The sequence below is a fragment of the Tunturiibacter gelidiferens genome, from assembly GCF_051013345.1.
GTDB lineage: Bacteria > Acidobacteriota > Terriglobia > Terriglobales > Acidobacteriaceae > Edaphobacter > Edaphobacter gelidiferens_A.
In genome coordinates this window covers 468296-484811 of the sequence record NZ_CP132939.1, presented here as the reverse complement: position 1 = coordinate 484811, position 16516 = coordinate 468296, and the positions used below count along the sequence as shown (strand labels likewise).

18 protein-coding genes are annotated in these 16516 nt (G+C 54.8%); 7 read left to right on the top strand and 11 right to left on the bottom strand.

What is annotated here, in order from left to right:
• Positions 1 to 215: 215 nt before the first annotated feature.
• The 6 genes from RBB80_RS02405 (at position 216) to RBB80_RS02380 (ending at position 5357) form a co-directional block, all read left to right on the top strand.
• Positions 216 to 923, top strand: a complete 708-nt coding sequence (locus tag RBB80_RS02405; protein WP_433966743.1) for a hypothetical protein — start codon at positions 216 to 218, stop codon at positions 921 to 923.
• Positions 924 to 943: 20 nt separating this feature from the next.
• Positions 944 to 1468 (top strand): hypothetical protein, encoded by a 525-nt coding sequence (locus RBB80_RS02400; protein ID WP_433966742.1) that lies wholly within the window; start codon positions 944 to 946, stop codon positions 1466 to 1468.
• Positions 1469 to 1497: 29 nt separating this feature from the next.
• Positions 1498 to 1938: a hypothetical protein gene (locus RBB80_RS02395; RefSeq protein ID WP_433966741.1), complete on the top strand. Its 441-nt coding sequence runs from the start codon at positions 1498 to 1500 to the stop codon at positions 1936 to 1938.
• A gap of 296 nt (positions 1939 to 2234) precedes the next feature.
• Positions 2235 to 3581 (top strand): hypothetical protein, encoded by a 1347-nt coding sequence (locus tag RBB80_RS02390; RefSeq protein WP_433966740.1) that lies wholly within the window; start codon positions 2235 to 2237, stop codon positions 3579 to 3581.
• Between the two features lie 24 nt (positions 3582 to 3605).
• Positions 3606 to 4565: an IS5 family transposase gene (locus tag RBB80_RS02385; protein WP_433964127.1), complete on the top strand. Its 960-nt coding sequence runs from the start codon at positions 3606 to 3608 to the stop codon at positions 4563 to 4565.
• Between the two features lie 159 nt (positions 4566 to 4724).
• On the top strand, positions 4725 to 5357 hold the full coding sequence (locus RBB80_RS02380) for a hypothetical protein (protein WP_433966739.1): 633 nt from the start codon (positions 4725 to 4727) through the stop codon (positions 5355 to 5357).
• A 96-nt stretch (positions 5358 to 5453) separates the two neighbouring features.
• On the opposite strand, the gene RBB80_RS02375 is transcribed toward RBB80_RS02380, so the two are convergent.
• The 8 genes from RBB80_RS02375 to RBB80_RS02340 all read right to left on the bottom strand — a co-directional run bounded on the left by RBB80_RS02375 (position 5454) and on the right by RBB80_RS02340 (position 12331).
• Entirely contained in the window at positions 5454 to 5687 is a 234-nt protein-coding gene (locus RBB80_RS02375; protein WP_433966738.1) for an MliC family protein, read from the bottom strand.
• Positions 5688 to 5889: 202 nt separating this feature from the next.
• Positions 5890 to 6849: an IS5 family transposase gene (locus RBB80_RS02370; RefSeq protein WP_433963888.1), complete on the bottom strand. Its 960-nt coding sequence runs from the start codon at positions 6847 to 6849 to the stop codon at positions 5890 to 5892.
• Between the two features lie 415 nt (positions 6850 to 7264).
• On the bottom strand, positions 7265 to 7537 hold the full coding sequence (locus RBB80_RS02365) for a hypothetical protein (protein WP_433966737.1): 273 nt from the start codon (positions 7535 to 7537) through the stop codon (positions 7265 to 7267).
• A gap of 148 nt (positions 7538 to 7685) precedes the next feature.
• Positions 7686 to 8819, bottom strand: a complete 1134-nt coding sequence (locus tag RBB80_RS02360; RefSeq protein WP_433966736.1) for a CHAT domain-containing protein — start codon at positions 8817 to 8819, stop codon at positions 7686 to 7688.
• 26 nt (positions 8820 to 8845) lie between these two features.
• Positions 8846 to 9976: a tetratricopeptide repeat protein gene (locus tag RBB80_RS02355; protein WP_433966735.1), complete on the bottom strand. Its 1131-nt coding sequence runs from the start codon at positions 9974 to 9976 to the stop codon at positions 8846 to 8848.
• 185 nt (positions 9977 to 10161) lie between these two features.
• Positions 10162 to 10980, bottom strand: a complete 819-nt coding sequence (locus RBB80_RS02350; protein WP_433966734.1) for a hypothetical protein — start codon at positions 10978 to 10980, stop codon at positions 10162 to 10164.
• Positions 10981 to 11003: 23 nt separating this feature from the next.
• Positions 11004 to 11693 (bottom strand): anti-sigma factor family protein, encoded by a 690-nt coding sequence (locus RBB80_RS02345; RefSeq protein ID WP_433966733.1) that lies wholly within the window; start codon positions 11691 to 11693, stop codon positions 11004 to 11006.
• A gap of 59 nt (positions 11694 to 11752) precedes the next feature.
• Positions 11753 to 12331, bottom strand: a complete 579-nt coding sequence (locus tag RBB80_RS02340; RefSeq protein ID WP_433966732.1) for an RNA polymerase sigma factor — start codon at positions 12329 to 12331, stop codon at positions 11753 to 11755.
• Positions 12332 to 12723: 392 nt separating this feature from the next.
• Here RBB80_RS02340 and RBB80_RS02335 point away from each other — a divergent pair, with 392 nt between their 5' ends.
• On the top strand, positions 12724 to 14265 hold the full coding sequence (locus RBB80_RS02335; protein ID WP_433966731.1) for a CoA-acylating methylmalonate-semialdehyde dehydrogenase: 1542 nt from the start codon (positions 12724 to 12726) through the stop codon (positions 14263 to 14265).
• An 87-nt stretch (positions 14266 to 14352) separates the two neighbouring features.
• On the opposite strand, the gene RBB80_RS02330 is transcribed toward RBB80_RS02335, so the two are convergent.
• Genes RBB80_RS02330 through RBB80_RS02320 form a run of 3 tightly spaced genes read right to left on the bottom strand, consistent with a single transcriptional unit; the run spans position 14353 to position 16511 of the window.
• Entirely contained in the window at positions 14353 to 14589 is a 237-nt protein-coding gene (locus RBB80_RS02330) for a hypothetical protein (RefSeq protein ID WP_433966730.1), read from the bottom strand.
• Positions 14586 to 15737 carry an aspartate aminotransferase family protein gene (locus tag RBB80_RS02325; protein WP_433966729.1) on the bottom strand — a complete coding sequence of 384 codons (1152 nt, stop codon included), beginning with the start codon at positions 15735 to 15737 and terminating at the stop codon, positions 14586 to 14588. The genes RBB80_RS02330 and RBB80_RS02325 overlap by 4 nt, the downstream gene beginning before the upstream one ends.
• Positions 15738 to 15746: 9 nt before the next feature.
• Positions 15747 to 16511 carry a cytosine permease gene (locus RBB80_RS02320; RefSeq protein WP_433966728.1) on the bottom strand — a complete coding sequence of 255 codons (765 nt, stop codon included), beginning with the start codon at positions 16509 to 16511 and terminating at the stop codon, positions 15747 to 15749.
• Positions 16512 to 16516 lie beyond the last annotated feature (5 nt).

Here is a 16516-nt window from a genome sequence, read left to right as displayed (position 1 = left end):
CGCACTCCCGGGTCGGCGAACTCTAGGTGTCTGTCTGCTTTCGGTGGCTAGTCAAGAACCCGCTCTTTGTTAGATCGATCCAGTTGCCCTAATTGCGAAGACCTCGTCATTCCATTACTACCTGGGCCCGTACATGAAATTGACTGACTCGTATCGTGCCCAACTAGTTGGGTCTCGCGTCCTCATTCAACGAGAGTGAATCCAAGGAAGGCAACATGAACAAAGGACGAAGCGTCATCGTCGGCACAGCCGTACTTGCTGGTGCGATGCTCTACGCCGGAGTCACCTTTCCCAACGTATCTGCGATTGCAAGACCGTCCGCGACAAGTGAAGCGACACTTGGACCAGTAACGGGAGAAGGTCCTTGGCGGGCCTCCTGTAAATACTGGACTGCCGCGCGCTTAATCAAGCCGCTGGGCCAGGAGAAGACTAGCCAGCCGAAGATTGCACACGGAGAGAGTGAAACCAGCGTGGTTTCTCAACTAGTCGCATCCACCAACGGCCCGAAGGCCGACTGTGAAAGTGACGATGACTGGGGGATTCCTGAACTCCGGTCCGATCACATCGACGCAGCCACGACAACCTCGACGGAAGATCTCCACCAGCCAGAGATCCGCGTCATCCTTGCGTCCGTCCCCGACCCTATTCACAGTCACCTGGCGCTCGAGTTCGATAGAACCGTCGATTCATTCATGCAGGCAGCAGCCGACCGCCGGTATCTTAGCAGCAACTACTGGTTTCCCTGGAAGATTCAGCATGGCTCCGATGCCGTGAATGAATCATCCATCAATGCAACAAACACCGAGGAAGATCGCCACCGGGAGCAACAACCGGGGCTCATCATTCTCAAATACAGTCCCCAGCGAGACGAAAAGAGTTTTTCCTGGCTTAGCTACCATCGCGTCATCTATCTTTTTTGGTGAGCGAGTCGCCCGCTCTGGGCATGAACGGCATCCAGCTTCGCAACGCGCTCCGTTACGAAGCCATGCTCCGAAGCCGATACGGCGCCAAGCTTTCTATGAGCGATGATGACTCTCAACTTGCCGTCATTGGTCCCGGCTCCTCAGGTTCCGCCGCCTCTCTTCGCGAAGGAATTGTGAATGCTACATTTGCCGATGAGGCAAATCCAGGTGAAGAAAGGAGTCGGGGAAGACCTAATACCAAGTACAAAACCGGAGATGGTTTCGAAGATGCGAATCAGGCCAGACCAAAAGATATAACCAACGTCATCGTAGCGGGTACCACCTCGACACTCATCGCCGACGCCGAACTGAATTCACCGTCTTCAACCAGATTCATCTCTTACTACTCCTTTGGAGAAGACACCGTCTCTGAAGAGCATCGAATTCTCGATTCGTTTCGAGGCGCTCATTCAGATGAGCAACATATTGCTATCCTCAGCGAAGACGACACCGTATTTGGGGAAGCCAGCAGTCGCCCCAGTGTGCCCGATACGTCAGGGGGCTAAACGCGACCGGTTGGCCGTACCGACCAGTCATGCCGGATGAGTCCGCCGCGGCCTATCATCCAATCTATATTCGCTTTCCACGAGAGATATCGCTCCTGCGAAATGCTCAGGGCGAGAAGCCTGGAAAGAATTCTTCTTCAGAGATCCCCACTCCCTATTTGAATCTGACGCTCAAGGACTCGAGTGCAGATGACACTATGCCTCGGTTTTCTACGACTCAGACGCCGTTATCGCAAGAGGCACAGTTGATGGCCATCGCTCATCAGCTTCAGCGAGCCCGTGTCGAATATATACTCATCACCGCATCAAACATCCTGGACGAACTCTTTCTCGCTCAGTTTCTGCATCGCGCCTGTCCAGATGCAAGGATCGTCTTCTACAACGGCGGCGATCTTCTGGTCGAGCGAGACGTTGATAACGCCCGCTATATCGGTTCCCTCACGATCTCCCCTATAATCTCACGACGTTGAGCAGGCCATCTTATGCGGGCCGCGCCTTCTCGGACTCGCAGGCCGAAGCTATCTATAACGCCGCCAGTTACATTTTGTGGAAGGGATCCACGGACCCGAAGACGCAGCCGTTAAATCTCTCCGGTTATCTGCGCGGGGAGGGCAAGATGCAAGCCCCTCTCTGGGCAACGGCCGTCGGTAGTGACGGGTATTACCCTCTTGGAATCGTCAATGGATGTGCCAGCGAGTGGCCCCGGATTCTACCGAGTTTTCATGGTGCGGAACCTGTGCCGTGTTCGGAGAGGGAGATATCCTCCATGCAACTGCTTCCCCTTCCATCTCCGAATGCAGCTCCATCGTTGGCGTGGTCTATCCTCTGCGTCTTCATTACTGTGCTCTGCATCGGTCACGCCGCCATCATGCTTTCAGCAGAGTATTGGTCCCCTTTCACCCGTGATCTGGCGATCGATCAGAACGATCAGCCTCGTCGCAGATCGGTCTACATTAATATCGGAACTTCCGTCCTTTTCTGCATGTCCTTCGTTCTAGCCTCACCGATGTTCCTTATCGTACGCGTATACCGATGGGAAAGAAGCAATCTCGTTGTCGCCTCCTTGACCCTGTTTGTCGCAGTCGTAGCCGTGCTCGCCACTCTTTACAAGACGTGGCCTTATCTCAAATACGAGCCTCAAAGAAATTCGAAGTACCCCACAGGTCTCTACTTCTTATTCAACCTGCTCGCGCTCGCCGCGCTCATTGTGGTTCCACTGTTCTGGCTTCGGATCTGCCTGCAGAATGCTGCGAACGGTGTGCCTACTTATGTAGGCCTCTTTTTTACTTATCGTTCGCTTCACCCTGGCAGCGGTGTCTCCCCTGTCGTTCCCGTTCTTCTGCTGCTCTTTGGCTGGTACCTTTGGGCCGTCTTTCAGACGGCGCGTCTCCGCTTTTCCACCATGAACCGCCCCAGGCTTCCCGATCAAGTAACAATTACATCCTCCTATCCCCTCTACGTTCCCGACCGCCAGCTAAGCGCATGTAGAAATCCCACTAACGTCTGTCTCTTCGAAAACATCAGTTGTCTTCTCATCACCCGCGAAATCTTGCGCCGGTTTACTCGTTGGCCTCACAGAAAACTGAATGTGATCTTCCTCATTATCTATCTCGGCTTGTTTCTGCTTTGCGTTTTCTGCGGCCGCATTCAAAGCCTCGAGCGGTTCCTCTTGCATCCAGTTCACGGGCCTACGCCTTACGAGTTCCTCATTGCCGCGCTCTTCTTTCCTCTTATTATGGTCGTCCTCACAGGATGGTTGCGCATGATCTTCGTTTGGGGATCCCTCAGTCGCGGCCTCCTCGAGCCACTGGAGCGAATGCCCGTTCGCGCTGCCTTCAGCCGCCTCAAGGAGGTTGGCTGGATGACCATGCTTAGCCAGAGCAGCCTCCACATCCGTTGGCGCGACATGGCGCGTTCGAATGAGTCCGTCCGCCAGCTAGTCAACAACGAAGAGCTTCGTAAGGCGATCGACGATGATGCGAAATGGACTGTTCTGAAGAGCGCTCATGAGGACCTCACTCTGAAACTAAAGCAGCTGCGGGAGCACATTCAGGTTCGAAAACGAGATAGGGAGAGTCTGCACAAGTTCTGCATCGCTTGCCTGATTGATTAATCTGATAGCTGCGAGGAGATTGCGATGAAGCAGCAGAGTCTGTCGAGTCAGGGTGTGTTTGAGAAGTACGGGCGGAAGAGTCGGCGGGAGTTGTTTCTGGACGAGATGGAGCAGGTGGTTCCATGGTCTGCGCTGGAAGCCCTGGTACGACCGCACTATGCGAAGGCGGGCAAGGGACGGCAGCCGGTAGGGTTGGCGATCATGCTGCGGACTTACTTTGTGCAGCAGTGGTTCAATCTGTCGGACCCTGGGGTGGAAGAGGCGTTGTACGAGTCTGCGGCGCTGCGGCGGTTCGTTGGCGTGGACCTTGGGATTGCGCCTGCGCCGGATGAGACGACCATCCTGCGGTTCCGTCATCTGCTGGAGAGGCACGAGCTGGGCGGGTTGATGCTGGATGCGGTGAACGTGCATCTGGATGCCAGGGGCATCCGGATCGCGACGGGCACGATTGTCGATGCGACCATCCTGCATGCGCCTTCGTCGACCCAGAACGCGAGTGGCGAGCGCGACCCGGCGATGCACCAGACCAGGAAGGGCAACCAGTGGTACTTCGGCCTGAAGGCGCATATCGGCGTGGACGCGAGGGAGGGCATCGTCCACTCTGTGGCGACGAGCGCAGCCAGCGTGGCGGACTGCCACATGTTACCGGAACTGCTGCACGGCCAAGAGCGTAAGGTGTGGGGCGACGGCGGCTATCAGGGCCAGACCGACGCCATCCAAGAGGCCGCTCCGAAGGCACAGGACATGACCTGCAAGCGGACGAAGTTCAAAAACTATGTCGACGAGTTACAGAAAAAGAAGAACCGGAGTAAGTCGAGGGTGCGGGCCAAGGTAGAACATCCGTTCCGGATCCTGAAGCGCATCTTCGGCTTCGACAAAGTGAGATACAGAGGCATCGCGAAGAACCATCACCGCCTGTGCGCGAACTTCGCGCTGGTGAACCTGTACCTGCACCGCAAACGTCTGGCAGTCCTTGGGCAGTAGTGCGCCTGGAAGCCCCGGAAAACGGGCGGATGCGCGTTCCAATTAGCCCTCCAACAGCATCAAACCAACCAAAACCCGCGCATCTTCCATGCCCACTCCCTGACCCCAGAAAGTCAGACGCCTACGCAGAGGTTCCATAGGAGGTTTCCCACTCCTCCAATGGAATATCCACGGAACGACTTCGACCTCCCGCCTGAGGAACATCGCCAGGACCTAAGCTTTATCTATGCCATTGAGAAACGATATGCGGCTTTCTGTGAACTAATCTTGTCGGATCTGTTGATCCCTTATTGGGATAACCAACGTGTCGGCTTCGTCGAAGACGATGGGGATGATCTCGGGGTAGACCGAGCCAAACCGGAAACCGCGACGCAGGATCCGCTTCCAATTCTTCTGGCGGAAGAGCTACTCGTTATCCGCTACGTCGCGCTCATCCGTTCTGTGCTCGTAAATATTCGCTACCTCATGCTCTTCACCTGCGCGGCCTTCGTGCTCTCCATCGTTGCATGGAACTCTTATCCCTTTCAGCCCCATCAACTCATCGACTGGTGTTTCACTCTCCTACTTGTCTTCCTCGGTACTGGAGTCGTCTGGGTATTTGCTCAAATGCATCGCAATTCCATCCTTAGTCGCATTACAGATACAACGCCCAACAAACTCGGTCTCGACTTCTACATACGGATCGTCACCTTCGGTGCAGCTCCGGTTCTCACCTGGTTGGCTTACCAGTTCCCAGACGCGGGTGGCAGTCTTCTCAGAATCCTTCAACCCGGTCTTCAAGTGGTCAAGTAATTTTTTCACGCACGTTTTCTTCAAAGCCGGCCTGAATCTATAGGTCGTGAATACATAAATCATGAGTGCTAGTTCAACTGTGGAGAGTGACGCCGATTACTCGGCACGATGACATTCAGAGGTCATATTGCCACCGATAGAATCCGACGAAAAGGTAACCCCTCGGCCTCCCGCATCCCACCAGATGAACCCTGCGGCCGCGTAACGCGCGCCAGAACCCGAAATTACATTTGCAAAAATAAGCGAATGCCCGGAGACGGGAACAATCGCAAGGCTGTTACCCGCTCCGTTCAGATATTCAACCGAAAAAACTCCCACAGGCAGCCCCATCTTACTTCCCTGGGCATCACAGCGGTACTTCATCATATGCCGCGAGATCGGTTCCGAACCACTTAGGGAACCTCTGCGTAGGCGTCTGACTTTCTGGGGTCAGGGAGTGGGCATGGAAGATGCGCGGGTTTTGGTTGGTTTGATGCTGTTGGAGGGCTAATTGGAACGCGCATCCGCCCGTTTTCCGGGGCTTCCAGGCGCACTACTGCCCAAGGACTGCCAGACGTTTGCGGTGCAGGTACAGGTTCACCAGCGCGAAGTTCGCGCACAGGCGGTGATGGTTCTTCGCGATGCCTCTGTATCTCACTTTGTCGAAGCCGAAGATGCGCTTCAGGATCCGGAACGGATGTTCTACCTTGGCCCGCACCCTCGACTTACTCCGGTTCTTCTTTTTCTGTAACTCGTCGACATAGTTTTTGAACTTCGTCCGCTTGCAGGTCATGTCCTGTGCCTTCGGAGCGGCCTCTTGGATGGCGTCGGTCTGGCCCTGATAGCCGCCGTCGCCCCACACCTTACGCTCTTGGCCGTGCAGCAGTTCCGGTAACATGTGGCAGTCCGCCACGCTGGCTGCGCTCGTCGCCACAGAGTGGACGATGCCCTCCCTCGCGTCCACGCCGATATGCGCCTTCAGGCCGAAGTACCACTGGTTGCCCTTCCTGGTCTGGTGCATCGCCGGGTCGCGCTCGCCACTCGCGTTCTGGGTCGACGAAGGCGCATGCAGGATGGTCGCATCGACAATCGTGCCCGTCGCGATCCGGATGCCCCTGGCATCCAGATGCACGTTCACCGCATCCAGCATCAACCCGCCCAGCTCGTGCCTCTCCAGCAGATGACGGAACCGCAGGATGGTCGTCTCATCCGGCGCAGGCGCAATCCCAAGGTCCACGCCAACGAACCGCCGCAGCGCCGCAGACTCGTACAACGCCTCTTCCACCCCAGGGTCCGACAGATTGAACCACTGCTGCACAAAGTAAGTCCGCAGCATGATCGCCAACCCTACCGGCTGCCCTCCCTTGCCCGCCTTCGCATAGTGCGGTCGTACCAGGGCTTCCAGCGCAGACCATGGAACCACCTGCTCCATCTCGTCCAGAAACAACTCCCGCCGACTCTTCCGCCCGTACTTCTCAAACACACCCTGACTCGACAGACTCTGCTGCTTCATCGCAATCTCCTCGCAGCTATCAGATTAATCAATCAGGCAAGCGATGCAGAACTTGTGCAGACTCTCCTTAGGTGGATCGATAAGTCAGTCGCTCTCGCAAAGGCGGAAAAGGTGAGGACAGCCACACCGACCAGAATCTTTTTGAATGGGACACTCATAAGATCACCTCTTCGTTCGTGATTGAACCTCGAAAGTGAAAACATCATATCCCCAAAGGCATGGCTCTCGATAACTACGCATGGATCTTCCCTAATGAACCTGACCTGATACCTGTTGTAAGTCATTCAAGAAGACGCTTGAGCGCAGAGAAGCTGATCTCAATGATTGAAAGACAGAAACCTGCGGAGGTGATGTCTCCCGTCACCTCTCGCAGGCATCACCAGCCCGAACAACTCAACTTGGCTGGAACCTGAAATCAATTTGTCTGGACAGCCCTGGAGGCAGCCATCAGCTGCTGATGCAGATCCGTGAGATTCTCGGTGTAGACGAGGATCAGATCGATCATTGCGGCGAAGTAGATTCGCTCTGCCCCGGTCGTCCAGCCGGGACGACGAATGACCGCCAGCAACTCTTCGTAATAATTTTCACGGGGAAGCCTGCAGACAGCGTGTTTCGCTTCGTAGAGCTTCTCTTCAACCCGAAGGTGATTTATCGATGCCTGGGAGGTTACTTGTTTCAGCGAAGCCATCAGTTCTCCTGTCAAGTACGTGTCTGCGCGAGCACACTCTGTAGTGACGGCCGTGCCAAATTCGTTTCAACTCTGCCTGAACTATTTGAAAAATGACTAAATCACAAAGTCTCTGGGTTCGAGCTTTCTGAAGATTAGATCTGTTTTTTTACGAACCAGCATAGAGCTGAAACGCCGCCCAATACATGGGCTTGCGCGTGACACCCTCAGAACGCATCATCTCCAGCTTAGCCGCTCGAAGTGCCTCGTCCGGTTTGCTTCCGTTTTCGAGGCCTCCATATAGCCGGTCCATGAGTTGCGGTGTCGAAGCGTCGTTTACCTCCCACAACGCTCCGATTACGTCATGCGCTCCCGCCCGCAAAAATGCCCACGACAAACCCACCAGCTCCTCGCCCGCGTAAGCGCGTAACCCTGATCCATAGCAGGATGAGATGGTCACAAGTCTGGCGTGCAACGGATGGTGGACGATCTCCCGCGCATATAACTTATAGTCCTCGGGGTGAGCCGCTGATGCCGAAAGCACAACCGCCGAATCCAGCGGGCTAAGTCGGCTCGCCGTCCCGTGGGCGACGAAGTGGATGTACTCAAAACGATCCGGCCTAACCGTTTCATACGCCGAAGGCACCGCCTCTGCCTGCGTGAGCACTGTCTCGCGATCCGCCTGAAAATGCCTCTTGACCTCATCCACTTCAGCCGGCGCGTTTCGCAGACTTTCATACTCTGAGCCCGAAGAGACTGGATTGCCGATCAACAGTAAATTGTTTGCCTCACTCGAAGAAGAAACAGAATCGAGTCGCGACAGAAGCCGAATCGAGTTCGCGTTCGTCAGCGTCACATCTTCAATCCAGTAATGAAGCTTTTCGACCCCGGGCTTAAGCAGCGTCTCGAAGTTCAATCCATTAAGGCCGCCGTCAGGAATAACAAACACCTTTGCCCCATCCGGGATCATAGAGGCTGCTGGAGCGACGATCGTGTCATACAGATATCTACCGTCAACGTTCGCCTCCCGCAGCGCATCACTCGATCGCAAAATCGCTTTCTGGTAGGTCTGGACATGAGATTCGATCTCTTGTTCTTTTGGAAGCACGAAGACACTCGTACGAGTGGCTGTGACTGCCCACAAGTAAGACTTTTCTGGTCCAAGCGAATAGAAGAGAATTACAGCGTTGAGCTTACGCGCGATCGCCTGCGGATTCAGCACCTCACGTAGCGTCGGAGAATTCTTTCTCGTCCCGAGCCCCTCGGCCAGAGTGCGCGCCCTCCCAAGGTCGAGAAGTTTCAACGCTTCTTCTTCCCGATGCGAAGAGATTAGAAAACTAGCGTAATCTCGGTAAAGATCATTTCCGTTCGCAAAAAGGGTAGCTTCAGCTCTACATTTTTGACCTCGCTCCTCTTATCTTCGAAGGTCTGGATAGATCTGCGGTACCAAACTTCGGCTTGCCTGGGGTCTGCCTTAACGTTGAAGTACTTTGCCAGGGCACCTTCAATCTGCCATCGCACATAAGGGTCTCCCACCGCGCTGTCATACACCTCCATTAACATTTGTTCTGCATCCTGCCCGTTCGGTTCATGTATTGCTAGAAGTGCCTGAACGAACTTAGCGTCGATCTCTGCTCCCTGGTCGCCGGATGATTTCGCTGCACGAACTGCCTCTTCGCTTTGAATCTTCGCAGAATCGTATTGCCCCTCTTGGAGCAACAACAATGCCAGTTGTGTCTCTATGTCAGAGATCTGATCTGTAGCATTGATGGCAGTGGCGGACTTTAGTGCTCGTTCGTAGCAGGTCTTCGCTTCCTTGAGATCCCCGAGTTTGTAATAAGACGAACCGGCCTGCCATAACCAAACCACCTGCGCGCTCGTGGTTCCTATCTCCCTGGCTTCTCTTTCAGCAGCCTGAAAATTTGACAGAGCCTTCTCGAAATCTCCGAGACGATAGAACGCATCACCCGTATTTCCCATAGCCGCTTCAGTCACCAGCCGTGCCTGAACAGATCTGGCAAAATTGGCCGCATCCTGCAACAGCGCTACCGCCTCGTCGTAGTGCTCCATCTGAAGAGCCACAAAACCAAGATTCAAAAGATCGCTGGCTTCGAGGAAAGCATCTGCGTGCCTGCGGGCAGCCTGCAGACTCTTTTTATATAAGTCTGAAGCAGCAGCTAGATTATTACGATTCAGCTGTATCTTCGCTTCGGCACGAAGAACCTCACCGTCTAACTGCGAATTGCTTGAATCGCATAAGACGCGCGCCTTGTGTAACTCTTGATCTGATTGTCTGGATTGGCCCAATCCCGCATGCGCCAAGCCGCAAAGCAAGTTCTTTTTGATAGCAGCATCGCCAGTGTCGGGATACAAGACCGTCTTATCGTCGAGCAAGTTAAGGACATCCGTCCGACGTCCCTGATAGGTCAGGATGTCGCCTTCCAGGAGACGAAACTTCATAGACCAGTTCGAGTCTCTGCTGGAGAAGCGCCTGCGTGCCTGATCCGCTTCCGCTTGTGCGACGTCCAGGCTGCCATGCAGAAAGTCGCTGTGGATGTGCTCGAAAGTCGCGGCTGGATCTTCGCTCCCCGTCGAGGAACGGCATCCCAGACAGCTAATGGCAAGCAGCGAAGCAGTCACCAGGACTATGGCGGAACAGTATGCCCGCCAGTGGTCAACATAGATATGTTGAGGTTTCCTTCTACGCTGCAGCCCAGTTCCGCCCGAATCATGGATAGCCGAACCGACCGTTGACCCGGAAAAAACTCCCCTAGAAAAATCCTTCCAAACTCCGGAATCTCCAGAACGTGGCCGAAAGATCTGCCTGGAACCGCTTGATCCACACCATCCACCAAGGAACACAAAACACATCGATCTTCTCCCGGCTTTGGAACGGAATCCATCCAACCAAATCTGTCGCTCACCCATCCGGCTTTCTTTGCGTTAGCGCTCTTGACTATTTTGCGACCCTGATCGCGGCTGGCCTGCTGAAAGTGTTTGTGTGACAGAGACTCGTCAGTTTCGCCCCGTAAAGTCATGAATTTTTCGTTCATCACAGGTGCAACGTCGTGGCCAGCTACTCGAAGCTGGTCGAACCGCGAACCAGCAAACGAGATTCGAGGGTATTTGCCATCTTTCGAGTATTCGATAGACACCTGAGCCACAATCCGCTCAGCCGTTAATACCTCCAAAATGTTTAGTCCCTCGACGACAGAAGTGGTCACCATAGACCAGGGGCCATCCGTCTGTTGTTCTCTACCCGAAACACGAGTATAAGCCGCCCGGCACGAGACGATCGAATCATGATTAAACGATCCGGTCGATGTCGTCACATGGCCGCCAACGGCGGGCAGCAAGGAGTGTGCCTGTGACGGGATTATTTTTTGGGAAGGATGTTTGACGAATCCGCCCAGCGAGTGCGCGTCGGATTGAAAGTAGAATGTCTTCGTGGAAACGGGTCGCATATCAGCCCTTCAGTTTCAGTAGTCTAATCCTGAACGTTCAAAGTAAAGCGATAATGAGCTAGTTCAACAGCGGGCCCGATCGAAGCTCGATCCATATCTCCCCGTATAACCAAGGTGTAACTGCCCGCCACCTTGTCGACTCCGGGGACTCGTATCGAAACAGTATCCTTCGCTTCCTGCGCAGAGACCTGGATGTGCCAGGCGAGCGAGCCGGAAGGTGAATACAGAGAGCAAGTGTAGCTCATAAAGCGATCTTGTGTGGGAACATCGACGAGTAAAAGAAAGGGCTTAGCCTTCGACACTGTGATCGCCGCCGCGTCGCCGCCGCGGCTATTTCCATTTACCAAAGAGAGAGAAGGCAGAATCTCCGGAGCCTTTAACTGAGCAATCTCGTTAGTCAAATGGGGATACACCACGATATTTTGATAAGCGGTTACTAGCAGCGACGCCGCCAGTGCCGCCCAGGCAAATACCGGCTTCCAATGCAGAAAAGAGCGGGATCTCTTCGCGGCCTCCGACGCCGGCTTCGAACGGGGAAAAGATTTGAGTTCCTGCTTAGCTGTATCAAGGAAGGCAGCCGTCGCACGAAGATCGGCGGCGCACTCCGGACAGTCAAAGAAGTGCTCTTCGAACTCGTCACGCTCTTGAGGGAACATCTCTCCCAACAAATACTTCTCTACCGCTTTGCTCTGTATGGCCTCGAAATGGTCCATTGGGAAAAATGCCTCAACTCTATAGTGTTTCCGGCCGCAAAATCGTGTCACGAACTTCTTTAGTTCATCCTGCTATTGCCTAAGTGGCTTATATAGAAAGACTTGAAAGACTGCTTCGCGCGATGTACCAACACCCTCAGATATTCCCGGGTTATGCCAAGCTCGGCGCAGATCTCATCCTTGTCGCGCTCATCCAGCAACACGGACTGCAGCAACCGCCGATCCCGGTCGGTCAATTCCGTCAAAATCTGATGAACGATTCGCTGCGCATCCTTCGTCTCAAGAAGACTGAGAGCACTCGGTTCATGATTCACCAGGGAGGCTTCCGTATCGCTGTCGAGGAACGAATCGGTCTTATTCTTGGAACGATAATGCTCCAGCAACACATGGTTACAAACCGAATTGACAAACGCCCCCAGACGATCAGGCTCCCTCAGGCCATGTGCCGAGCGCACCAGCACCAACACCCGCACAAAGGTCTCCTGTCTCACGTCTTCGATTGCTTCCCTGGAGTTTAATCGCGAACGCAGCTTAAGCTGGATCAGTTCTCCGAAGTAGCTGACAAAATGCTCTTCGGTGCGGGCGTCTCCGGATCGGAGTCTCTCAAGATACGCCGCGTCGAACGCAAAAAATTGCAAGTTCTCTATCCCCCAGGCGGCTTACTTGCGCCCAAGTTTACACTGTGGGACGAACTTGTCACGAACCCCTCAGTAATCGTGGGTTCTGATCTTTCGGCATCCTGATGCCGTTCAAATCGATCATCTCGACTTGGTGCGGACTGTGTTCACCAAGAGTGAATCAAGGCAGAGAAGCGCTACAGATGGGAAAACAAGATTTCGCCCCTGAAGGCGCGACATCCGGATAGTGATCACCAGGCGACAACCGTTTCAAAAGTTACAAGAAAAATGACATCAAACCGAACAATCCCACCTCCGTCGAAAGTTCGCACTGGCTACGTCGTATCGAACAGGAGGATTCCGAGTTCTCTCATCCGACTGGTAGGATAGTGCTCTCAAGAGGAGGCCCGCCTATGTCCGCCACATCCACACTGACCCCACCCAAAGTCACTGATCGCCAATCGAGAGAGGTCCATCACTGGGTTAATGGCGAGATTATGATCGGCGGTTCCGGACGCTTCGGGGATGTCTATAACCCCGCTACCGGGAAGATACAGGCAAAGGTCGCTCTCGCTACCAGCGGCGAGGTGGACATGGCCGTAGCCGCCGCCGCCGCCGCATTTCCCAAATGGTCAGCACAGCCGGCCCTCCGCAGAGCCCGCGTACTCTTTCGGTTTCGTGAAATCTTCGAGCGTCGTCTCGACGAAGTGGCGACGCTACTTACCAGTGAGCACGGCAAGGTCTTCTCGGATGCGAAAGGCGAGGCGACTCGCGGCCTCGAAGTCGTCGAGTTTGCGACCGGCATCCCACAGTTGCTCAAAGGAGAATTCACCGAGCAGGTAGGCTCCGATATTGACAGCTGGTCCATGCGGCAACCTCTCGGCGTCGTAGCGGGGATCACGCCATTCAACTTCCCGGCGATGGTGCCCATGTGGATGTTCCCAATCGCCCTGGCATGCGGCAATACCTTCGTTCTCAAGCCGAGCGAACGCGACCCCAGCGCTTCGCTGCTCCTGGCCGAGATGCTTAAAGAAGCTGGCCTGCCCGACGGTGTCTTCAACGTTGTCCACGGCGACAAGACCGCCGTCGACGCGCTCCTCGCCCACCCAACGGTGCAGGCGATAAGCTTCGTAGGCTCCACGCCAGTCGCCGAGTACGTCTACCGCGAAGGCACCAGGCATGGCAAGCGCGTACAAGCTCTTGGCGGCGCCAAAAATCACATGATCGTCATGCCCGACGCGGACCTCGATCAGGCTGCTGACGCGCTCGTCGGCGCAGCCTACGGATCGGCAGGCGAGCGCTGCATGGCAATCTCGGTAGCCGTAACGGTAGGCAATGCCACCGCCGAAAAGCTGATAGGCAAAATTGAGCATCGCATCGAAGGTCTGCAGATGGGCGATGGAATGAAAGAAGGCGCAGAACTTGGCCCATTAGTTACAAAAGCCCATCTGGAACGAGTCACCAGCTACCTGCAACACGGCGAGTCCGAGGGCGCAGAATTGGTTGTTGATGGACGCAAGAATGCGCTCACAAAAGGGGAAGGCTTCTTCCTTGGTGCTTGCCTCTTTGATCACGTCAAGCCGGAGATGAAGATCTATCGCGAGGAGATCTTCGGTCCAGTGTTGGGTATCGTACGAGCCAGCGACTTTGAAACAGCGCTGCAACTGGTTAATGATCACGAATACGGCAACGGCACCTCCATCTACACCCGCGATGGCGACACAGCACGCGACTTCGCGCACAGAGTTCAGGCCGGAATGGTCGGCATCAACGTCCCCATTCCTGTGCCGATGGCGTTCCATAGTTTCGGCGGATGGAAGCGTTCTCTATTCGGGGATCACGCGATGTATGGCCCCGAGGGCATCCGCTTCTACACCAGACTAAAAACAATCACGTCTCGCTGGCCAACGGGCATACGCAAAGGCGTAGACACCTCAATGCCGACTCTTGGCTAGGAGCCGCTATCCGACCAGCGGGAGGAACGGTACACCTGTCACGAAGTGACCGCCCCACGCGGAGTGGGCCCGTCCGGCAGGACGTACTCAGACTCCGACAGCAGCATCGGCAATAGCAAGATGCTTATCCAGAACCGAGATCCCAAGATCGATCTGCTCTTTCGTAACAATCAATGGCGGAGCAATCACAAAGTGCGACACCCACGCCTGGATCGTGACTCCATCTGCCAATATCTTCGCCGCGATCTGATCCACCAGCAACGGCTTTCCAGAAACTTTATCGGAATAAGTGTTGAAAGGCTCCTTAGTCTTCTGATCCTTCACCAGGTCAACCGCCCAGAAGAGCCCCTTCCCCGCACATCCCCGATGCTCGGATGTTTACTCTTCAACTCCGTGAGTTTGCCTTCAACATAAGGAGCAAGCTCACGCGCGCGCTCCACAAGACCAAGCCGCTGCATCTCATGGATCGTAGCAACCGCAGGAGCAAGCGTAAGCGGATGGGCCTCATACGTATGGCCATGAGCGAAATAATGATCCTGAAAGAACTCGGCGATCTTCTCACTCGTCGCGCAAAGTCCCAGCGGAACGTAAGCGGAAGTTATCCCCTTCGCCGTAACGAGAATGTCCGGAACGACTCCCCAATGGTTCATAGCGAACCACTCGCCGGTGCGCCCCCAACCCGTCATCACTTCGTCCGCAATCAACAGAACGCCATATTCATCGCAGATCCGGCGAAGCTTTGGCATGTACTCCTCTGGAGGAACGATGACGCCGTTCGTTCCGACGATAGGCTCCACCAGAACAGCAGCCACATCCGATTCATTGCGGATCATATGCTCGATGTAGTCCGCGCAAGCAATCCCGCAACCAGGGTACGTATGTTTGATCGGACATTTGTAACAATGAACCTCCGGAGCAAAGAGGATGCCCGGCCCTTTGCCGCCTGGCTCCATAGCCCACCGCCGCGGGTCTCCAGTAGCAGCGATTGAGCCAGCAGTCGAGCCATGGTAAGAGCGGTAGCGCGCAATGATCTTTGTCTTTCCGGTATACATGCGCGCAATCTTGAAGGCCGCTTCGTTAGCCTCTGTTCCGGAGGTCGTAAAGAAAAACTTACTGATGCCCTTGGGCAAAACTTCAACTAGAAGCTGAGACAGCTCCGCTCGCGCCGTAGTGGCGTAGCCCGGCATAGCGTAGCTCAGCTCTTGTGCCTGCCGCGCAATCGCATCAACAACAGCCTGATTCTTGTGGCCGAGATTCGAGCACATCAACTGCGACGAAAAGTCCAGATACCGCTTGCCCGATCCGTCGACGATATAGCAACCGTCCGCGTCGACGATGTGCATCGGATTCCAACCCTTTTGAAATCGCCAAGTGCCGTAGTTATGCTGCCGCGTAAGATCGACAACCTGCTGACTGGTGAGAGATGCTGACTTATTGGAGCTCTTAGACTCGGCGACATCAATGGGACTCATGAGTGCATCCTATTCCTGAGACGTTGACTGTGTCACGACTCTCCCATGCGAAGGGGCCGCACGATATCCCAACATGAGCAGATAGTAGCTCGCCGCCGCGACGAAAAAACCAACGAACCACGCGTAATCGTAGAGGAACCGCAAAGAGGGAACAGCAAGACCAACTAGAGCGACAATCACACCGGCGCCCAGCGCAATAATCGCTCTGGGATTGATCCCACGAGTGTACTCGTAGGGCCCTCCGCGGCGATACAGAGACACCGTATCCAGCCGCGTCCCCCGGATCAGGAAATAATCTGCGACCATAATGCCTGCAACCGGCCCCAGCAATCCCGAGTAACCGATGAGCCAACCGAAGATGTAGTTGCCGAAGCTGCTCATCAGCTTCCACGGCATCATCGCAAGTCCGAGTAAGCCGGTAATCAATCCACCGGTGCGAAAACTGATCAAACCCGGAGCTAGATTGGAGAAATCGTTTGACGGCGAAACCACATTCGCGCCAATGTTCACATTGAGTGTCGCAATCAAAAGAGCAACCAACGCCAGCAAAGCCGCAAATGGCTGATGAAATCGTCCCAGCAAAGTGATCGGCGACCAAACCGGCTCTCCAAAGATGGTCACAGATGCCGAAGTGCATGCGATCCCTATGAAGGAATAAAGCACCATCGCAACCGGAAGACCGAATGCCTGCCCGACGATCTGCGAATCCTGAGACTTCGCATAACGAGTGAAGTCCGGGATATTCAGCGACAGCGTCGCCCAATAACCCACCATCGCGG

Coding starts and splice junctions, on each gene's coding strand:
- RBB80_RS02405 (WP_433966743.1), top strand. CDS start 216: ATGAACAAAGGACGAAGCGTCATCGTCGGCACAGCCGTACTTGCTGGT.
- RBB80_RS02400 (WP_433966742.1), top strand. CDS start 944: ATGAACGGCATCCAGCTTCGCAACGCGCTCCGTTACGAAGCCATGCTC.
- RBB80_RS02395 (WP_433966741.1), top strand. CDS start 1,498: ATGCCGGATGAGTCCGCCGCGGCCTATCATCCAATCTATATTCGCTTT.
- RBB80_RS02390 (WP_433966740.1), top strand. CDS start 2,235: ATGCAACTGCTTCCCCTTCCATCTCCGAATGCAGCTCCATCGTTGGCG.
- RBB80_RS02385 (WP_433964127.1), top strand. CDS start 3,606: ATGAAGCAGCAGAGTCTGTCGAGTCAGGGTGTGTTTGAGAAGTACGGG.
- RBB80_RS02380 (WP_433966739.1), top strand. CDS start 4,725: ATGGAATATCCACGGAACGACTTCGACCTCCCGCCTGAGGAACATCGC.
- RBB80_RS02375 (WP_433966738.1), bottom strand. CDS start 5,687: ATGGGGCTGCCTGTGGGAGTTTTTTCGGTTGAATATCTGAACGGAGCG.
- RBB80_RS02370 (WP_433963888.1), bottom strand. CDS start 6,849: ATGAAGCAGCAGAGTCTGTCGAGTCAGGGTGTGTTTGAGAAGTACGGG.
- RBB80_RS02365 (WP_433966737.1), bottom strand. CDS start 7,537: ATGGCTTCGCTGAAACAAGTAACCTCCCAGGCATCGATAAATCACCTT.
- RBB80_RS02355 (WP_433966735.1), bottom strand. CDS start 9,976: ATGAAGTTTCGTCTCCTGGAAGGCGACATCCTGACCTATCAGGGACGT.
- RBB80_RS02350 (WP_433966734.1), bottom strand. CDS start 10,980: ATGCGACCCGTTTCCACGAAGACATTCTACTTTCAATCCGACGCGCAC.
- RBB80_RS02345 (WP_433966733.1), bottom strand. CDS start 11,693: ATGGACCATTTCGAGGCCATACAGAGCAAAGCGGTAGAGAAGTATTTG.
- RBB80_RS02335 (WP_433966731.1), top strand. CDS start 12,724: ATGTCCGCCACATCCACACTGACCCCACCCAAAGTCACTGATCGCCAA.
- RBB80_RS02325 (WP_433966729.1), bottom strand. CDS start 15,737: ATGAGTCCCATTGATGTCGCCGAGTCTAAGAGCTCCAATAAGTCAGCA.
- RBB80_RS02320 (WP_433966728.1), bottom strand. CDS start 16,511: ATGGTGGGTTATTGGGCGACGCTGTCGCTGAATATCCCGGACTTCACT.